Below are 17,629 nucleotides of genomic sequence, written 5' to 3'. Positions count from 1 at the left end.
CCCGACCACCGCCACCCGACCGTTTCCGTACGCCGACGAGCGGTTCGGTCGGCCGCTGCGGCCCGACCTCTACTTCATCGTCCTGCGCAAGCCGCTGGCCTGACGTCGCCGATCCGGCGAGCGGGCACGACGTCCGATTCCCGCCAGCATCCGGAGGCGGTCGCGCCGAAAGTGGGGGCATGAGGACGGACGAGGGCCGCTACGAGGCGGTGGCCAGCCGGGATGCCCGATTCGACGGCGCCTTCTACTTCGCCGTGACCACCACGGGCATCTACTGCCGTCCAAGTTGCCCGGCGGTGACGCCGAAGCGGACGAACGTCCGGTTCTTCCCGACGGCCGCGGCGGCGCACGGTGCCGGCTTCCGGGCCTGCCGGCGGTGCCGGCCGGACGCGGTGCCCGGCTCCGCCGAGTGGGACATCCGCGCTGACGTGGTCGGCCGGGCGATGCGCCTGATCGGCGACGGTGTCGTCGATCGGGAAGGCGTGGCCGGCCTCGCCGCGCGGCTGGGCTACAGCGCGCGCCAGCTCCACCGGCACCTGACCGCAGAGGTGGGCGCCGGGCCGCTCGCCCTGGCCCGAGCGCGGCGTGCGCACACCGCGCGGCTGCTGCTGCAGACCACCGCGCTGCCCGCCACCGAGGTGGCCTTCGCCGCCGGCTTCGCGAGCGTTCGTCAGTTCAACGACACCATCCGAACGGTCTATGCCGCGACGCCTCTCGAGCTGCGTGGTCCACGGCCGCCGCGGACCGTCCCGCCCGGCCCGAGCCGCGGCGATGGGGCGGGTCCGGGCGGCCGACCCGACGAGGGTGGCCTCACCCTCCGGTTGGGCTACCGCCGGCCCTACGAGGCGGGTCACCTGTTCGACTACCTCGCCGACCGGGCCCTGCCCGGGGCGGAGGAGGTCGTGGGCGAGCGAGGACGGCGAACCTACCGGCGCACCCTGCGCCTGGCCTGCGGCCACGGCGTGGCGGAGGTGGCCGAACGCCCGGCCGGCGACGACGTCGGCTGGCTGGACTGCCGGTTGATCCTGAGCGACCTGCGGGACCTCGGCAGCGCCGTCAGCCGGCTCCGTCGGCTGTTCGACCTCGACGCCGATCCGCTCGCCGTCGCCGACCGGCTCGCCGGCGATCCCGCCCTGGCCGCGCAGGTGGGCCGCCTACCCGGACTACGCGCCCCCGGTGCCGCCGACCCGCATGAGCTCGCCGTGCGGGCCGTGCTGGGCCAGCAGGTGTCGGTGGCCGCCGGGCGGCGCCTGGGCGCGGTGTTGCTGGCTGCCTACGGCGATCCGCTGCCCACGCCGAGCGGCGGCCTGACCCTGCTGTTCCCCCGGGTCGACACCCTCGCCTCGGCCGGTCTGGCGGACCTGGGGATGCCGGCCGTGCGCCGGGACGCCGTGCGGACGCTTGCCGGCGCGCTTGCGGACGGCTCCGTGGTCCTCGACGCCGGGGTGGACCGCGACGAGGCGCGACGGGCGCTGCTGGCGCTGCGCGGCATCGGGCCCTGGACGGCGGGTTACCTGCGGATGCGAGCCCTCGGCGACCCCGATGTGCTCCCGCCGGGCGATGCGGCCCTGCGCGCCGCGGACCGCCGCGGCGACGTCGACCTGGGTCGCGCCGCCGCCTGGGCGCCCTGGCGCAGCTACGCGGCGCACCACGTGTGGGCTGCCGCAGCCACCCGCGGCGACCCACCCACGATGACCCGCGCGGGTCTGCACGCCGGCCGTGCCCGCCGAGCCGGCACGCGGCGGAAGCCGGCTGCGGGCCCGGTTCCTGGTCCGGGTTGACCACGCGCGTCGAAGCAGTCCCGAAGGATGGGATCGGATCGGAAGGGGAGCGGTGATGCTTTACACGACGTTGGCCAGCCCGGTGGGCGAGCTGCTGCTGGTGGGGGCCGCAACGGACCAGGCCCCCGGCGGGCTCGCCCTGGCCTCGCTGTCCATGCCAAGGCAGCGTGGCGCAGCGGTACCCGCGCCGCACTGGCGCCGCACCCCCGAACTCTTCGCCGCCGCCGCCGAGGAGATCGAGGAGTACTTCGCCGGTGAACGGCACGCGTTCACCCTCACCCTGCGGACCGGCGGCACCGGCTTCCAGGAGCGGGTGTGGCGGGCGTTGGAGGCGATTCCCTACGGCGCGACGATCAGCTACGGCCAGCTCGCCGCCCGCGTCGGAGTCGGGCGCGGCGAGGTGCGCGCGGTCGGCGCGGCGGTTGGTGCGAATCCGCTGCTGCTGGTACGACCCTGCCACCGGGTGATCGGCGCGGACGGCACGCTGCGCGGCTTCGCCGCCGGGCTGGACCGCAAGGAGTTCCTGCTGCGCCACGAGGGCGCGCTCGCACCGACGCTGGACCTCGCCGGCGAGGCCACCGCGGCGAGCGCACCGGCCGGCCCGGCCGTGGGGTTCGGATGACGGCACCGCAGCCGGTCGCCGGAGCCGAGGAGCGCGTACGGGCCATGGACTGGGCGGCGATCGGCGCGGAGCTGGATGCCACCGGCTGTGCCCTCGCCGGCGCGGTGCTCACCGGGACGCAGTGCCGCGACCTCGTGCGTCTGTTGGAGGAGCCCGCCCGCTTTCGGTCCACCGTGGACATGGGACGCCACCGGTTCGGGTCGGGGGAATACCGCTACTTCGATCAGCCCCTTCCCCCGCCGGTCCGGGCCCTGCGCGCGGCGTTCTACCCGTTCCTGCTGCCCGTCGCCCGGCGGTGGGCCGCCCGGCTGGGCCGGTCCGCACCGTGGCCGGACACCCTCGACGCCTGGCTGGCCGACTGCCACCGCAGCGGGCAGTGCCTGCCCACGCCGCTGCTGCTGCGCTACCGGGCGGGCGACTGGAACGCGCTGCACCGCGACCTGTACGGCGAGCTGGTCTTCCCCCTGCAGGTCGTCATCGGCCTCGACACCCCCGGCGCGGACTACACCGGTGGCGAGTTCCTGCTCGTCGAGCAGCGCATGCGGGCCCAGTCCCGGGGCACCGCCCTCACCCTCCGGCGCGGGCATGCCCTGATCTTCACCACCCGGGATCGGCCGGTCCCCTCCGCGCGCGGCTGGTCCGCCTCGCCCATGCGGCACGGAGTCAGCACCGTCCGATCGGGCCGGCGTCACGCCCTCGGCCTGATCTTCCATGATGCCGCCTGATCGGACTCCCGGGTGCAGTCCGCGACGAGCGCGGGGCCGCAGCCGACCACCCGGGGCACGCCGACCACCCGGGCCAGGATGTGTCAGGGCTCCCAGCCGGGCATAGTCGACGTCGGCGTGCACCCCCTCGTGCGTGCCGGCCAGACGACGATCGGAGCGGCCGATGACCACCATCCAGGACCCTCACCTGTCGGCGATCCGCGACGTCGAGCCGGCGACGCACCAGGGCTGCGGCGAATGTCTGCGCACCGGCGGCCGCTGGGTACACCTGCGGCTCTGCCTGACCTGCGGCAACGTCGGCTGCTGCGACTCCTCGCCGGCGCGGCACGCCAGCGCCCACGCCGCCCACCACGGCCACCCCATCGTCCGCTCGTTCGAACCGGGCGAGGACTGGCGCTGGTGTTACGTCGACGAGGCGTTCGTCTGACGAGTCCCCAGGGCGGCCCGCCCCGCCCCCCAACACCGCCGCCGCACCGTAGATCAAGGACCGACGTGGATGCAGGTGGACCACTTGGAGGGTCTGGTCCTCCACCGGACCCAGGGTGGCGATGACCTGCCGGAAGCCGGCCAGGTGAAACGCCGCCCCCAGCTGGATAGCCTCGTCCCAGAGCCGCAGGCCGCCCTGCGCCGTCGAGCCACACCCTCGGTCTGATCTTCCACGATGCCGCCTGATCGCACCACGCCGTCGGGCGCATTCCTGCGGTCCTTCGTCGTGACGATCATCGTGCGGCGGCCTATCTCACGATCTGGAGGACGGCCATCATGCCCATGTCCTCGTGGTTGAGGATGTGGCAGTGCAGGACCGTCTTTCCGGTGAAGTCGGTGAAATGGATCCGCACGACCACNTCTCCCCGCGCGGGGAGGTTCACGGTGTCCTGCAGGCTCAGTGCGTGATGCGGTACGCCGTCGATGCTCATCACCTGGAAGCGGTTGGTGTGCACGTGGAAGGAGTGCTGCTCGTCGGATTCGTTGCGGATAGTCCATTCTTCGACCGTGTTGAGCCTGGACCGGATGTCGACCCGGTTTTCGTCGAAGGTCCGACCGTTGATGTAGAACTGGGTTCCGGTGCTCTTCTCCGAGAAGACGATGGTGTGGCGCGCGGCGATGGGAGCGCGGCTCAGGTCCACCCGTGTTCTCGGGTCGAAGGTGGTGGGCAACACCGCCGGTCGCATCGCCGGACCGCTGGAGACGACGGTGGCGAGGGTCTGTCGGGGAAAACTGTTGCCTGCCGGTCCGGTGCTGTATTCGAGGGTTTCCAGTGCGGTGCGGCCGGCCGGGCCGCCCTGCACGAGCACGTCATAGCGGGCGCCGGCCGGAATGACGAGAGAGTCCGCGGACCAGACCCGGGTGACGGGGCTCGCATCCTGCGTGATCACGTGGAACCGCTGCCCCGGCAGCCGCAGTCGGTAGTAGATGTTGGCGCTGATGTTGGCCAGCCGCCACAGCTGGGTCTCGCCCGGCCTGATCTGGATGGTCGGGTTCTGCTGGCCGTTGACCGTGCGGTTCGTCGCCGCTCCGATGTGCAGGTCCTCGGTCCGGATCGCGTCGCCCTGGACCTGGAAGTCCTTCAGGGCGACGACGTGCTCGGTGATGTGACGCAGATTCGGCGGCAGGTACCGCTGCAGGCCGTCGACGATGATGGTTCCCGACATCCCTCCGGCGACCTGCGACGCGGCATGCGGATGCCCATGGGAATGGTACCAATAGGTCCCCGGCGTCAGGGTCCGAGGGAACTGGTATACGTAGTGGTACGTCTCGCCCGGATGGATGTGGATGAAGACGTTGTCGGAGTTTCCGGCCGGCGACACGTGCAGCCCGTGGATATGCAGGTTCGTGTAAGGACGGACGCGGTTCACCATCGTCAGATCCAGCCGGTCACCCGGCCGGAATCGCAGCGTCGGCGGCATGTACAGGCCGTTGTAGGTCAGCGCCCACAGCCGGTGGCCGGCTAGCTCGACCTGGCGGCGCTCCACGACGATACGGACCCGCAGGACGCCGTCCTCACTCACGTATTGCGGCGGCTCCCGAAGCGGCTGTCCCGACGGCGGCGTGGGCGCCGCCGTCGGCACGGACATGCCCGGCTGATTGGCGCCGACCATCACAATGGCACCAATCAATGCCGCAATCGTGAGTCGTGCGGCTCGGTGTCGAGAAAGCATCACGCCCCCCAGCGGCGCACGCGGACGCCACCGCCCCGGTCGGATGTCGTCGGGATCGGTCGGATTGTTTTTACCCGACTTCGGCCACCGATAATCCGGGATGGACGGGACGGTCGAATCACCCGTGCGCGCGGACGGGTTGAAAGACCGACGTATGCGCTGATGCGAGCTGTTCCTCCCACATCGGTCGGGCGAGCCCGCCGAGGCACGTCCACGTTCGTCGGACACCCCCGCGGAGGCCGCCGTCCGATCCGACGGCCTCCGCGCACGTGGCGTGGAGGTCAGCCCTTCACGCAGAGGACGGCGTGCAACTGAGCGACGATCTCGACGAGGTCGCTCTGGCGGGCCAGGACGGTGTCGATGTCCTTGTACGCCGCGGGGATCTCGTCGAGAACGCCGGCGTCCTTGCGGCATTCCACCCCGCGGGTCTGGGCGGCGAGGTCGTCGACGGTGAACGTCCGGCGGGCCCGGTTGCGGCTCATCGTGCGGCCGGCGCCGTGGCTGGCGGAATGGAACGAGGCGGGGTTTCCCCGCCCGCGGACCAGGTAGGACCGGGTTCCCATCGAACCCGGGATGATGCCGTATTCCCCGTCCCGGGCCGAGATGGCGCCCTTGCGGGTGACGAGCACGTCGGCGCCGAAGTGGTGCTCCTCGGCCACGTAGTTGTGGTGGCAGTTCACGAGGGCGAAGTCGCGGTCGCCGGCATGCGGGCCGTCGGCCGGCGGGGTGGGCACGCGCAGCCCGGGCAGCGGGCCGCGCAGCGCCTCGACGGCGGCGGCGAGCATCAGGTCCCGGTTGCGCCGGGCGTACGTCTGCGCCCAGTCCAGGTCGTGGCGGTAGGCGGCCATCTCGGGGGTGCCGGCGAGGAACACGGCGAGGTCGCGGTCGGCCAGGCCGGCGTTGTGCTCGAGCTGCTTGGCGACGCGGATGTGGCCCTCGGCGAGCTCCTTGCCGACATTGCGCGAACCGGAGTGCAGCATGATCCAGACCGCGTCGTCGGTGTCCAGGCACACCTCGAGGAAGTGGTTGCCCGAGCCGAGGGTGCCGAGCTGGTTCATGGCCTTCGCCAGCCGCCCGGCCACGCGGGGGTGCAGCGCACCGAACGCGCTCCACAGGTCGTCCTGGCGCCGGGCCCGCGCGGTCGGCTCCCGGTGGCTGGTCATCCCGACCGGGACGGCCGCCTCCAGCGCGGCCCGCAGCGGACCGAGATCGTCGGGCAGGTCGGCCGCGGTGAGGTTGGTCCGCGCCGCGGCCATCCCGCAGCCGATGTCGACCCCGACGGCGGCGGGGGAGACGGCGTCGCGCAGGGCGATGACGGAGCCGACCGTCGCGCCGTAGCCGAGGTGCACGTCGGGCATCACCGCGACGTGATGATGGATATAGGGCAGGGACGCGACATTGCGCAACTGGTCCAGCGCGGCGCTCTCGACCTCCTCGGGCCGAGTCCACAGCCAGATCGGATGCGCCGCTGCGCCGAGCGTTGCGACGGGGCTCATCGGATGGTTCCTCCGCTCGACGGGGGTGGGTACGTGCTGTTCACTTCTGGCCGACCGAACGCATTCATCGCGGCGGCCCGGAATCAGGGCCTCGCGTCGGAAGTTCCCCGTCCCGCCCGTCGCCGGAGGCGCTGGAACAAGCCGACGGATGGATTTCACCGGCCACGGCATCCCCGGCCTTGTGTATTCATGCAAGTTCCGCCGTGCCCTTGCCACCGTCTTCAGCGAAGGTGCTCGCCCGGTCCGGAAGTCCGCATCGAAACCGTTCCGCTCCGCCTGTTCAGGATGCCCGGTCCACGGCCGCCCGGCGAATGATTTTCCGGTCCCAGTTCGGCAGTCCGTCGGGTGGGGTCGGCGGGTCGACACATCGGCGGGTCAGCGCGGCGTGTCGCGGCCGCCGGCCGGTAGCAGGGGGGCGGCCCGCAGCAGGGCCAGCAGCGGCCGCAGGTCCTCGGGGACCGGCTCGGAGAAGGTCCGCACGGTGCGTCCGCCCTGCTGGTCGACCCGCGGGGCGCGGTCGACCTCGGGGGTGCGGTCGATCTCGGAGGTGTAGTCGATCTCGGGGGTGTAGTCGATCTCCAGGGTGTAGACAAAGCGGTCCGCGCCCCCGCCCCGTCCGTCGTCGGCCGGCTCGCCCCGCGGCGCGGCCCCGCCTGCGCCGCCTGTCCCGCCTGCGCCGCCTGCGCAGCGTGTCCCGCCTGCGCCTCCTGCCCCGCCGGCCCGCCGGGCTGGCGCGCTGCCCGGTGAGACCGCTCCGCGCACCAGTTCGCGCAGCCGGGCGGCCTCCGGCTCGGGCAGATCGGCGCTGTCGAGCCCCCGCCGGACCGGCCGTCCCAGCAGCCCGCCGGACCGTTCCAACACCACCCGGACACGTTCCGCCTTGCCAGCCATGGGGCCATTGTGCGCCGACGCGGGCCGGCGACCACCCCGCATCGGGTGTCCACCGGTCCGGTCCGGCGGGCCGATCGGGCCGACCAGCGGGCCCCTTTCCGGTCGGTCGGACGGCCCTTGGTGGATCGCCGGCGGGCGGAGCTCAGGGCTGCGGCCGAAATGTTCTCCTAACCTGCGGGCGCCGTAACGGCCACTCGGGTTTCGGTCGAGTTCACAACGGTGACCGTTTCCTCTCGATGGTTTCCGATCGTAGGACGTCCTTGGAATCGGCGGGCCGCCGGCCGGGTAGGAGTACGACGTGAATGAAGCATGGGGATCCGGCGTTCTCGTCGAACCCGGACCGCGTACTCTCTTACCGGTATACCGGTCTTTTTTTCGATGGTTTCCGATCGTAGGACGTCCTGCGATCTTCCGGTGGGGGAGAGGTACTCGGTATGAATGTCGTACGCGGGCCGGGGCTGATCGCGGAGCGGCCGGCGCGGCCGGCACGGCCACCGGAACCGGCTGCGGCCGTCGCCGCACCCCCGGCGGTGCCGCCGCCACCACAGGAGCCGGCCGACTCCGGTGTGCGGTTGCTCGCGCCGGACGGCACCCGGGTCACCGACCCGCGCTTCGCCGTCCTCGCCGACCACGACCTGTGCCGGGAGTTCTACTCGTCGATGGTGCTGGCGCGCCGCCTGGACGAGGAGGCCACGGCCCTGCAACGCCAGGGTGAGCTGGTGCTCTGGATTCCGCTGCGCGGACAGGAGGCGGCGCAGGTCGGATCCGCGGCGGCGGTCCGGCCGCGCGACTTCATCTTCCCCAGCTACCGCGAGCACGCCGTCGCCTGGCACCGTGGGGTGCCGGCCGCCGAGGTCATCCGCCTGCTGCGCGGGGTGAGCCACGACGGCTGGGACACCGCGGAGCACAACATGGCCAACTACACGATCGTCCTCGCGTCGCAGACCCTGCATGCCGTCGGCTACGGCATGGGCATGGTGCTCGACGGCACGGTCGGCAGCGGCGATCCGGACCGCGACGGCGCCGTGCTGGTCTACCTCGGCGACGGCGCGATGAGCCAGGGCGACGCCAACGAGGCGTTCGTGTGGGCGGCGAGCTTCGGCGCCCCGGTGGTGTTCCTCTGCCAGAACAACCAGTGGGCGATCTCCACCCCGACCCGGCGGCAGTCGACGATGCAGCTGGCCCGGCGCGCCGACGGGTTCGGCTTCCCCGGCGTGCGCGTCGACGGCAACGACGTGCTCGCCATGCACGCCGTCACCACCTGGGCGCTCGAGCACGCCCGCGGCGGCGGTGGCCCGGTGCTCATCGAGGCCAACACCTACCGGATGGCGCCGCACACCACGTCGGACGACGCGACCCGGTACCAGCCGGCCGAGGAGCTCGCCGTCTGGCGGGCGCGGGACCCCATCGAGCGACTGCGGCTGCTGCTGGCCGCCGACGTGGCCGCCGGCTGGTTCGACGAGGTCCGCGAGCACGCCGACGACGCCGCCGCCGACCTGCGCCGAGCATGCCTCGCCATGGACCCGCCGGCCCCGGTGACCATGTTCGACAACGTGTACGCGGACGAGACGGCCGACCAGCGGGCCCAACGGGAATGGTTCACCGCCTACCGGGACTCCTTCCTGTAGTCGACCTCGGCCCACGGGCGACCTATCCTTGGTTCGAATGGGCTTCCCAGCAGGGAAGGTCCGTGACGACCCCCGAAGGGCATGCGGTGCGACAGCCTGTGTCGACCTCGCCGGGTGAGCCGGGTGAGGTGGCTGGCCACGGGGCGCAGGCGGCGGAGGTGCCCGGCCAGCCGGCCGCGGCCGGCGCTTCGACCTCTCGTGCCGGCGCCGCCGCCGGCGTGCTCCCAGGCGCCGCGGCTGATCTGGCCGCGGCTGCCGACTCGACGTTCGCCTCCACGAACCCGGTCACCGGCGCGGTCGTCGGCCACTTCCCGGTGTGCTCCCCGCGGCGGGTCTCGGCCGCGGTGGCGGCGGCCCGCGACGCCGCCCCCTGGTGGGCCGGGCTCGGCGCCGCCGCGCGCCGCGATCACCTGCTGCGCTGGGCGGCTCACCTCGCCCGCCACGACCGGGAGCTCGTCGAGCTCCTGCATGCGGAGAACGGCAAGACCGCCGCCGACGCCCGCATCGAGCTGCTGCTCACCCTGGAGCACATCCGCTGGGCGGCGCGCCACGCCGGGCGGGTGCTGCGGACGCGTCGGGTCCTGCCCGGCCCGTTCCTGGCCAACTACACCGCCCGGGTGGAGTACCGCCCGCTCGGGGTCGTCGGGGTGATCGGTCCCTGGAACTACCCGCTGCTGACTCCGGTCGGCTCGATCGCCTACGCCCTCGCCGCCGGCAACCCGGTGGTGTTCAAGCCCAGCGAGTACACCCCGGCGCTGGGCAGTCGGCTGGCGCAGTCCTTCGCCGCAGCGAACCCGGACGCCCCCGCCGGTGTGCTGGGCGTGGTCACCGGGTTCGCCGACACCGGCGCCGCGCTCTGCGCCGCGGGCGTCGACAAGATTGCCTTCACCGGTTCCGCGGCCAGCGGCCGCATGGTCATGGCGACCTGCGCGCAGTCGCTGACCCCGGTCGTCATCGAGTGCGGCGGCAAGGATCCGTGCATCGTCGCCGACGACGCCGACGTGGTCGCCGCCGCCCGGGCGGCCGTCTGGGGGGCGATGGCGAACGCCGGGCAGACCTGCGCCGGCGTCGAACGGATCTACGTCACCGCGGCCGTCGCCGAGCAGTTCCTCGCCGAGGTCCGCCGGGCTCTGGCCGCGGTGCGGCCGGGGGACGGTCCCGGCGCCTCCTACGGCCCGATGACGATGCCCGGCCAGGCCGCCGTCGTGCGCCGCCACGTTTCCGACGCGCTGGCCCGCGGCGCGACGGCCCTGCTCGGCGGCGTCGACGCGGTGGGCGAGACGTTCATCGCCCCGATCGTCCTCGTGGACGTCCCCGAGGACAGCCCCGCCGTGCAGGAGGAGACCTTCGGTCCCGTTGTCACCGTCCGTACCGTCGCCGACGTCGACGAGGCCGTCGCCCTGGCCAACGGCACCCCGTACGCGCTGGGGGCGACCGTGTTCTCCCGCCACCGCGGCGACGAGATCGCCCGCCGGCTCGACGCCGGCATGGTGTCCGTCAACGCCGTACTCTCCTTCGCCGGGATTCCCGCCCTGCCCTTCGGCGGCAGCGGCGAGAGCGGGTTCGGCCGGGTGCACGGCGCCGAGGGGCTGCGCGAGTTCGCCCGCCCCCGCTCGGTGGCCACGCTGCGTCTGCCGCTGCCCGGCATGACGCTGACCACCTTCCAGCGCCCGCCCGGGCTGCTGGCCGCGGTGAGCTGGGTCGCCGGCCGCCGCCACGGCCGCGGCCCGTCCGCCCGCCGCGGTCGCTGACCCGAGGCTCGCGTCCCGAGGCCCGAGGCCCGAGGCCCGCGTCCCGAGACAGCCCGTTCCGAGGCCCGCGTCCCGAGGCCCGCGTCCCGAGAAGCCCGTTCCGAGACAACCCGTCCCGCGAGGCCGGACTGGCCGGCTGCCGGGCGATTGCGGTCGAACCGGGCGACATAGCGCCCATAGACCCTGCCGGGGCGGCGGCCGTCGAAGAGGGCATCTAGCGTGGTCGGGTCAACACGGAACTTGGGGGGTCTCATGACTCTACGTCGCGGACTTGCCGTTTCAGTGATGATCGGTGCACTCGTACTGGTAGGCGGACTCGCTGGCAGCGCCTCGGCCGCGCCGAGTGCGGCGGGAGCGCCCGCGCTCAGCGTCGCGAAGGCGTCGTCGGTCGTGCGCGCCGCCGGTTACACGCCGATCTCGCTGGGCGGCTTCGACCAAAACAGCGATCTCAGTGTGATCGTCGGGCTGCGCTCGACCTCCGCGGACGGGCACCCGCAGCGGGCGTTCTTCTTCCACCGCGGGGCGTACATCGGCAACGACGCGCAGCAGTCGAGCGCGACGATCCGCTGGATCTGGTCCACCGACCGCGTGGTGGCTCTGCAGTACGACCTGTACAAGCCGGGCGATCCGATGTGCTGCCCGACCGCCGGCGGGGCCACCGTCCGCTACCAGTGGAACGGCTCGTCGGTGACGCCGCTCGACCCGATCCCGAGCGCCGCCTTCGCTGCCCCGGCGGGCCGCCGCTGACCGTTCTCCGGTGCCCGCGGCGCGCCAGCCCCGTGGGTGCCTTGCCCTTCCAGAGGGATGAATCGGACACGGAACCCCCTGGAAGGGCAAGGCAAGGGGCGGCGAGGCCGGACGCGCTGGTGGTGCCGGCGCCTGCTTCAGGCGTGGCGCCCGGGTCCGGCGGAGGTGAGCTCGGCGACTGCCCGCGCCACCGGCGTCTCGCCGCTGACCAGCCCGGCGGTGATCCCGGCCGTGCCGGCGGTGGTGAGCAGGGCGGCGAGCACCGCGGCCACATCCGCGCGGGAGATCTCCCCGCGGTCCACCCCGGCGGCGAGCCGCACCCGGCCGGTCGGGTCGTCGTCGGTCAGCCGGCCCGGGCGGACGATGGTCCAGTCCAGATCGCGGCCGCGGATCGCCTCTTCGGCCGCGGCCTTGGCCCGCAGGTAGGCCGCGAACACCGCGTCTGTGCCCGGTGGCGGCGGTCCGTCGACGCCGACCGAGGAGACCAGCAGGTAGCGACGGACCCCGGCGAGTTGCGCCGCGTCGGCGAGCAGTACCGCCGCGGCCCGGTCGACGGTGTCCTTGCGGGCCGCGCCGCTACCCGGTCCCGCGCCGGCCGCGAAGACGACGGCGTCCGCGCCGCGCACGTGCTGCGCCAATGCCGCGGCGTCGATCGACTCCAGGTCGGCGACGACGGGCTCGGCGCCCGCCGCGCGGACGTCGTCGCGCTGGTCGGGGTTGCGGATCAGTCCGATCACCGTCGCGTCCTGCCCGCGTAGCCGGCGGCTTAGCAGCCGGGCGATCCGGCCGTGTGCCCCCGCGATCACGATCCGCACCCGTTGCTCCTCCCAGCCGTTCCGCGCCCGTCGGCTCAGTGTCCCTCTGCGGCCTCGACCAGCTCGGTGAGCACCCCGCCGAGCCCCTTGGGATGGACGAAGGCGATCCGGCTGCCGGCGGTGCCGTGCACCGGCGTGGAGTTGACCAGGTCGAAGCCGGTGGTGGTCAGCGCGGCCAGGGCGCTGTCGATGTCGGCGACGCCGTAGGCGATGTGGTGGATGCCGGGGCCCCGCTTGGCCAGGAACTTGCCCACCGGGCTGTCCTCGCGCAGCGGCTCGAGGAGCTGGACGTAGGAGTTGCCGGCCTCGCCGCTGTGTACCAGCAGCATCGCCTCGCGCACGCCCTGGCGGTCGTTGTCCTCCTGGTGCACGACCTTGAGGCCGAACGCCTCCTCGTAGCGCGGAATCGCCTCGGCCAGTGAAGCCACCGCGATTCCGACATGGTCGATCCTGGTCAGCACAACGCTCTCCCTGCTCCGCCGGCCCGGCGGCTGGATCCTGCCGATGATGGCGGCCGAGACGGGCGGCGTCCGGGCTCGGCTCCGCCGCCGAGCTCCGCCCCGCCGCAGACCTCGGCCTCGAGGAAGAGAGTGCCCGTTCGCGATCCCCGCGTCGACCGATGTGGGCAGGTGGCGCAGGTGACGGCGGTCGCGGTGGGTCCGCGGACGCCCGCCCGGCCGGGGTGTCACCTTCCGCACCGGGTCGGAGGATCGTCCGAGGGCGCACGGTGGGCCGAAGCGACCCGTATCGGCCCGCTGTCCGGAACGTCGTAGAGTCGTCTGTTATCAGCCTTGCTCCCGGCGTCGAGCCACTAACGTGAGGGTCACCTTGTCCACGACGCGTCGCGATCCATCCGCGCTCCGTGCGGCCCGCGGAACCACGTATCAGATAGGTGAGGTGGCCGAGCGGGTCGGGCTCTCGTTGCGCACGGTCCGGTACTACGAGGAGGCCGGGCTGCTCACGACCGCCGGCCGTACCCCCGGCGGATTCCGCCTTTACGGCGACGAGGCCGTCGACCGGCTGTTGGTCATCAAGAAGATGAAATCCCTCGGGTTCACCCTCGAGGAGATGCGCTCGCTGCTGTCCGTCCGCGACGAGTTGTCTGACCCGAAGATCTCCGATGCCCGTCGGGCCGAGCTGCGCGAGTTGCTGCGCACCTGGGTCGTGCTGGCCGAGGAGAAGCTCGCCACCCTGCGCCAGCAGGCCGGCGTTGCCGAGGACTTCGTCATCGGCCTGCACGGCGACGCCGACCGGTCAGCCTGACCCAGCGCTAGGCGTCCCCTCCGGCCGGCGGCTGCGCCTGGGCGTGTCGTGCCAGGTCACCGGCTACGGTAGGTCGGTGGGGCACATCAGCCCGCCGGGCCTGCCGGCTACGCGAGGTGACGGAGCAGGCTCTGTCGTCTGCTGCCCGGCCCCGGTTTCGCCGTGTTCGGAGAGTCCGCCGACGCTCGCCGTGGTCCCGCCCCGCTCCCGGCAGGGAGGGGCGCGCGTGGGGGCCTCGGGAAGCCGGATCCGCAGGGGACGCGCGGTCGGTCAGGGATTACCAGATCTTTACCGCTTGTGTGTAGCCGCGGATTGCCCACGCGTAGACGCTAGATATCTGAACACCAGCCGCCGAGCTCACCTGATAAGGGTTGAATTGTCCACAACCAGCAGCGCCAGGTCTTCCGCCGACGCCCGCGACGGGCGCTACGAGATCGGCGACGTCGCCACCCTGGTGACCTTGTCCCTGCGTACCGCCAGGTTCTACGAGGAGGCCGGCCTTCTTGTCGCCGTGGGCCGCTCGGAGGGTGGTTTTCCACTCTATGACGACGATGCCCTCGATCGATTCTTTCTGATCAAGAAGATGAAGCCGCTGGGTTTCACGGTGGAGGAGATGCGCTCGCTGCTTACCCTGCGTGAGCGGATCACGCAGCCGGGGCTGCCTCCTCAGTTGCGCGCCGAGTTGCACGACCGGCTGCAGACCTGGGTCAGCCTGGCCGAGGAGAAGCTCGCCTCGCTGCAGGAGCAGGTCCGCCTCGCCGAGGACTTCATGATCGGCCTGCGGGACGACACGGCCCGGTCGCTGCGGACCGACGGCGACGCGGGCGGGCCCGACCGCGGCGGTCCGGCCCCGGGACTCGCCGGCGGTCGGCTGGACCTGGACGACTCGTTCCTCGACTTCCTCGACGACCCGCTCGGCGGCGACGACCGCTGACGCGCGGGGCGCGCGGCGCGCTGGCCGCGGTGGGGACCGGCGCCGCGGCCTGGCCGCGTCCTGTCTGTGGCCTGTCTGCGGCCTGTCTGCCATGAGCAGATCTGCCGCAGGCAGACCGCCGGTCCGGCGGCGGCTTTCCCGGTGACCCTGGAAGGGCCGGCCCCTCGTCGTACGCGACGAGTCCCGACCCGGTCGGCGGGAGGACACGTTTCATGATCGAGATATCGACGGCGCACGCGGGGCCCGGCCTCGGCCGGCCGCGAAGCCCGATCGCCCAGGCCGCCGGCGCCGGCACCGCCGACGACCAGGTGTTCGGCCGGCTGCTGGAGAACCGCATCGTCTTCCTCGGCGCAGTGGTGGAGGACGCCGTCGCCAACGCGATCAGCGCGAAACTGCTGCTGCTCGCCGCGGAGGACCCGACCTCCGACATCCACCTCTACATCAACTCGCCGGGTGGTTCGGTGAGCGCCGGCATGGCGATCTACGACACGATGCAGTACGTCGGCAACGACGTGGCCACCGTCGCGCTCGGCTTCGCCGGGTCCATGGGCCAGTTCCTGCTCTGCGCCGGCGCCGCGGGCAAGCGGTACGCCCTCCCGCACGCGCGGATCATGATGCACCAGCCGCACGGCGGCATCGGCGGCACGGCCGCGGACATCTCCATCCAGGCCGAGCAGATGCTGTACACGAAGCGGACGCTGCAGCAGCGCATCGCCTTCCACAGCGGGCAGACCGTCGAGCAGATCGAGGCCGACTCCGACCGCGACCGGTGGTTCACCGCCGAGGAGGCCCGCGACTACGGGCTGGTCGACCACGTCGTCGAGCGGGTCGACCAGGTGCCCAGCGGTGTCGGCGGCGCCGGCATCGGCCTACGCCGCGCGGCCGGCCGCACCGGCTTCGGCCCGGCGGGGGGTGCCCGATGAGCGCCGCCCGCCACGTCCTGCCCAACATCGTGGAGCGGACGTCGCGCGGCGAGTACNNGATGGACCCGTACTCGAAGCTGCTCAAGGAGCGGATCGTCTTTCTCGGCGTGCAGATCGACGATGTGTCGGCGAACGACGTGATGGCGCAGTTGCTGTTCCTGGAGTCGGAGGATCCGGACCGGGACATCTCGATCTACATCAACTCGCCGGGTGGGTCGTTCACGTCGTTGACGGCGATCTACGACACGATGCAGTTCGTGCGGCCGGACATCTCGACGATCTGCATGGGGCAGGCGGCGTCGGCGGCGGCGGTGCTGCTGGCGGCGGGGACGCCGGGCAAGCGGTTCGCGCTGGNNAACAGCCGGATCCTGATCCATCAGCCGTCGGCGCAGGGGGAGGGCCAGTCGTCCGACCTGGAGATCCAGGCCCGCGAGATCCTGCGCGTCCGCGCCCTGCAGGAGACCCTGCTCGCCCGGCACACCGGCCGCAGCGAGACGGAGATCCGCCGCGACACCGAACGCGACAAGATCTTCAGCGCCACCGAGGCCCGCGCCTACGGCCTCATCGACGACGTCATCACCAGCCGCAAGGCGACGACGCCCCGCATCTCCGGCGCCGCCTGACCTCGACCCGGTGATCCGATCGCTGAGAATCCCACCAGGTCGGATCACCGGGTCGTGCGCGGAATCCATGTTTCCAGGTCGATCGTAGGCTGGGGTGACAGGCGCTTGAGAGGGACCGTTCGTTCGACGACCGCGGAATCTGGTAATGGTACGGATCATCGCGCAGTGGAATGTGTGCCATGAGGCTGCTCGTTCTGGGCGGTACCGCCTGGCTCGGCCGGGCCGTGGCCGAGGCGGCGCGCGACGCGGGCGACAGCGTGGTGTGCCTGGCTCGTGGTGAGTCGGGTGACGCCGCCGAGGGCGTGCAACTGGTTCGCGGTGATCGTCGCGATCCGGCCAGCTACGATCTCCTCCCGGGCGAGTTCGACGCGGCGGTGGACGTGTCTCGCCAGCCTGGGCACGTGCGTAGCGCGGCCGCGGCACTGGAGCCGCGCTGCTCGCACTTCATCTTCGTGTCCACCGGCAATGTGTACGCCGACCCGTCCGCGCTGCGGAAAACCGTCGACGCTCCCCTGCTGGAGCCGCTTGCCGGCGACGTCATGGCCACCATGGCCGACTACGGTCCCGCGAAAGTGGCGTGTGAACAGGTCGTGGCCGACGCGTTCGGGTCGTCCCGTCTGTTGATCGCTCGCTCCGGTCTGATCGGCGGACCTGGTGACTGGTCAGGACGGACGACCTACTGGCCCTCACGGTTCGCGGCCCCGTCGCATCCGGATGGTCGGGTACTTGTACCGGATGCACCGAACCTCATGACGCAAGTCATCGACGTGCGTGATCTCGGGTTCTGGCTGGTCGACTCCGCGCGCCAGCATCGCGCCGGAACTGTGAACGCGACCGGCGACTCGATTCCCTTCGAGGAGCACATCGCTCTCACCCGCGAGATCACGGGCCACCGCGGGTCACTCGTGCGGGCCGCTCCCGACTGGCTCGACCGGCACGGTGTGCGGACCTGGTCCGGGCCGACATCGCTGCCCTTGTGGCTGCGGCAACCCGACTATTCCGGGTTCAACGATCTCGACAACACCACGGCGCGTGCTCACGGTCTGGTCAGCCGGCCGCTGGCGGAAACACTGCTCGACGGACTCCGCGCACCGCCCGCACAACCGGTAGCAGGTCTTACCGACGACGAAGAACGCTCCCTGCTCGACGCCTGGGACGCGCAGAAGGCCACCCGAGGCTAGTAGACCGTCGCTGTTTAGTTCTGGGGTGTGGCAGGCTGGTGTTGGCAGATCTTCCTCGTCCCCTCTGCCGGTCAGGACAAGTCATGCCGT

Annotated in this window: 18 protein-coding genes and 2 pseudogenes; 14 read left to right on the top strand and 6 right to left on the bottom strand. The window is 72.2% G+C overall.

Translation table 11 applies throughout. The features are described from left to right. Nucleotides 1-179 precede the first annotated feature (179 nt). The 4 genes from FF36_RS06310 (at nt 180) to FF36_RS06295 (ending at nt 3,555) form a co-directional block, all read left to right on the top strand. Nucleotides 180-1,781, top strand: a complete 1,602-nt coding sequence (locus tag FF36_RS06310; RefSeq protein WP_082121713.1) for an AlkA N-terminal domain-containing protein — start codon at nt 180-182, stop codon at nt 1,779-1,781. A 55-nt stretch (nt 1,782-1,836) separates the two neighbouring features. Further along, nucleotides 1,837-2,403 carry a methylated-DNA--[protein]-cysteine S-methyltransferase gene (locus FF36_RS06305; RefSeq protein WP_044884138.1) on the top strand — a complete coding sequence of 189 codons (567 nt, stop codon included), beginning with the start codon at nt 1,837-1,839 and terminating at the stop codon, nt 2,401-2,403. Continuing rightward, the gene (locus tag FF36_RS06300; protein WP_044884042.1) at nt 2,400-3,128 is read left to right on the top strand and encodes a 2OG-Fe(II) oxygenase; all 729 of its coding nucleotides are present in this window, start codon (nt 2,400-2,402) and stop codon (nt 3,126-3,128) included. Before FF36_RS06305 ends, FF36_RS06300 begins: the two co-directional genes overlap by 4 nt. A 163-nt stretch (nt 3,129-3,291) precedes the next feature. Continuing rightward, nucleotides 3,292-3,555, top strand: coding sequence for a UBP-type zinc finger domain-containing protein (locus tag FF36_RS06295; RefSeq protein ID WP_044884041.1), 264 nt, complete (start codon nt 3,292-3,294; stop codon nt 3,553-3,555). A 307-nt stretch (nt 3,556-3,862) separates the two neighbouring features. On the opposite strand, the gene FF36_RS37260 is transcribed toward FF36_RS06295, so the two are convergent. From FF36_RS37260 to FF36_RS06280, 4 genes are all read right to left on the bottom strand, one after another. Then, on the bottom strand, nt 3,863-3,973 hold the full coding sequence (locus tag FF36_RS37260; RefSeq protein ID WP_242422354.1) for a multicopper oxidase domain-containing protein: 111 nt from the start codon (nt 3,971-3,973) through the stop codon (nt 3,863-3,865). 1 nt (nt 3,974) lies between these two features. Then, nucleotides 3,975-5,203 (bottom strand): multicopper oxidase family protein (locus tag FF36_RS06290; protein ID WP_242422352.1); only part of this gene is annotated, 1,229 nt, incomplete at its 3' end. 365 nt (nt 5,204-5,568) lie between these two features. After that, a complete protein-coding gene (locus tag FF36_RS06285; protein ID WP_044884040.1) occupies nt 5,569-6,783 on the bottom strand; it encodes an RtcB family protein in 1,215 nt (404 codons plus the stop codon). 375 nt (nt 6,784-7,158) lie between these two features. Beyond that, nucleotides 7,159-7,674: a hypothetical protein gene (locus FF36_RS06280; RefSeq protein ID WP_199865335.1), complete on the bottom strand. Its 516-nt coding sequence runs from the start codon at nt 7,672-7,674 to the stop codon at nt 7,159-7,161. Between the two features lie 434 nt (nt 7,675-8,108). Here FF36_RS06280 and FF36_RS06275 point away from each other — a divergent pair, with 434 nt between their 5' ends. The 3 genes from FF36_RS06275 (at nt 8,109) to FF36_RS06265 (ending at nt 11,800) form a co-directional block, all read left to right on the top strand. Further along, on the top strand, nt 8,109-9,302 hold the full coding sequence (locus FF36_RS06275; RefSeq protein WP_242422341.1) for a thiamine pyrophosphate-dependent dehydrogenase E1 component subunit alpha: 1,194 nt from the start codon (nt 8,109-8,111) through the stop codon (nt 9,300-9,302). A gap of 158 nt (nt 9,303-9,460) precedes the next feature. Then, nucleotides 9,461-11,053, top strand: coding sequence for an aldehyde dehydrogenase family protein (locus FF36_RS06270; RefSeq protein ID WP_052680992.1), 1,593 nt, complete (start codon nt 9,461-9,463; stop codon nt 11,051-11,053). A 285-nt stretch (nt 11,054-11,338) separates the two neighbouring features. Further along, nucleotides 11,339-11,800: an LppP/LprE family lipoprotein gene (locus tag FF36_RS06265; protein WP_313949807.1), complete on the top strand. Its 462-nt coding sequence runs from the start codon at nt 11,339-11,341 to the stop codon at nt 11,798-11,800. A 137-nt stretch (nt 11,801-11,937) separates the two neighbouring features. Here the strand turns inward: FF36_RS06265 and FF36_RS06260 are convergent, their stop codons facing one another. Both FF36_RS06260 and mce read right to left on the bottom strand, forming a co-directional pair. Beyond that, entirely contained in the window at nt 11,938-12,615 is a 678-nt protein-coding gene (locus FF36_RS06260) for an SDR family oxidoreductase (RefSeq protein ID WP_044884038.1), read from the bottom strand. Between the two features lie 35 nt (nt 12,616-12,650). Further along, nucleotides 12,651-13,076, bottom strand: a complete 426-nt coding sequence (mce, locus tag FF36_RS06255; protein WP_044884037.1) for a methylmalonyl-CoA epimerase — start codon at nt 13,074-13,076, stop codon at nt 12,651-12,653. Nucleotides 13,077-13,443: 367 nt separating this feature from the next. Here mce and FF36_RS06250 point away from each other — a divergent pair, with 367 nt between their 5' ends. The 7 genes and pseudogenes from FF36_RS06250 to FF36_RS06230 all read left to right on the top strand — a co-directional run bounded on the left by FF36_RS06250 (nt 13,444) and on the right by FF36_RS06230 (nt 17,539). After that, nucleotides 13,444-13,878 carry a MerR family transcriptional regulator gene (locus tag FF36_RS06250; RefSeq protein WP_041940731.1) on the top strand — a complete coding sequence of 145 codons (435 nt, stop codon included), beginning with the start codon at nt 13,444-13,446 and terminating at the stop codon, nt 13,876-13,878. Between the two features lie 376 nt (nt 13,879-14,254). Then, the gene (locus tag FF36_RS06245; protein WP_044884036.1) at nt 14,255-14,812 is read left to right on the top strand and encodes a MerR family transcriptional regulator; all 558 of its coding nucleotides are present in this window, start codon (nt 14,255-14,257) and stop codon (nt 14,810-14,812) included. A 212-nt stretch (nt 14,813-15,024) separates the two neighbouring features. Beyond that, complete coding sequence (locus tag FF36_RS06240) at nt 15,025-15,735, top strand: ATP-dependent Clp protease proteolytic subunit (protein WP_052680980.1); 711 nt, start codon at nt 15,025-15,027, stop codon at nt 15,733-15,735. Further along, nucleotides 15,732-15,791: pseudogene (locus FF36_RS39885) on the top strand (hypothetical protein); the annotation flags it as partial. The gene FF36_RS06240 and the pseudogene FF36_RS39885, both read left to right, overlap by 4 nt. A gap of 2 nt (nt 15,792-15,793) precedes the next feature. Next, nucleotides 15,794-16,089: pseudogene (locus FF36_RS37255) on the top strand (ATP-dependent Clp protease proteolytic subunit); the annotation flags it as partial. A 2-nt stretch (nt 16,090-16,091) separates the two neighbouring features. Further along, nucleotides 16,092-16,358 (top strand): ATP-dependent Clp protease proteolytic subunit (locus FF36_RS37250; protein WP_242422340.1); only part of this gene is annotated, 267 nt, incomplete at its 5' end. A 224-nt stretch (nt 16,359-16,582) separates the two neighbouring features. Then, entirely contained in the window at nt 16,583-17,539 is a 957-nt protein-coding gene (locus FF36_RS06230; protein ID WP_199865334.1) for a Rossmann-fold NAD(P)-binding domain-containing protein, read from the top strand. Nucleotides 17,540-17,629 lie beyond the last annotated feature (90 nt).

It is taken from the genome of Frankia torreyi (genome assembly GCF_000948395.1).
Taxonomy (GTDB): Bacteria; Actinomycetota; Actinomycetes; order Frankiales; family Frankiaceae; genus Frankia; species Frankia torreyi.
This window is presented reverse-complemented; position numbering and strand designations above follow the sequence as displayed.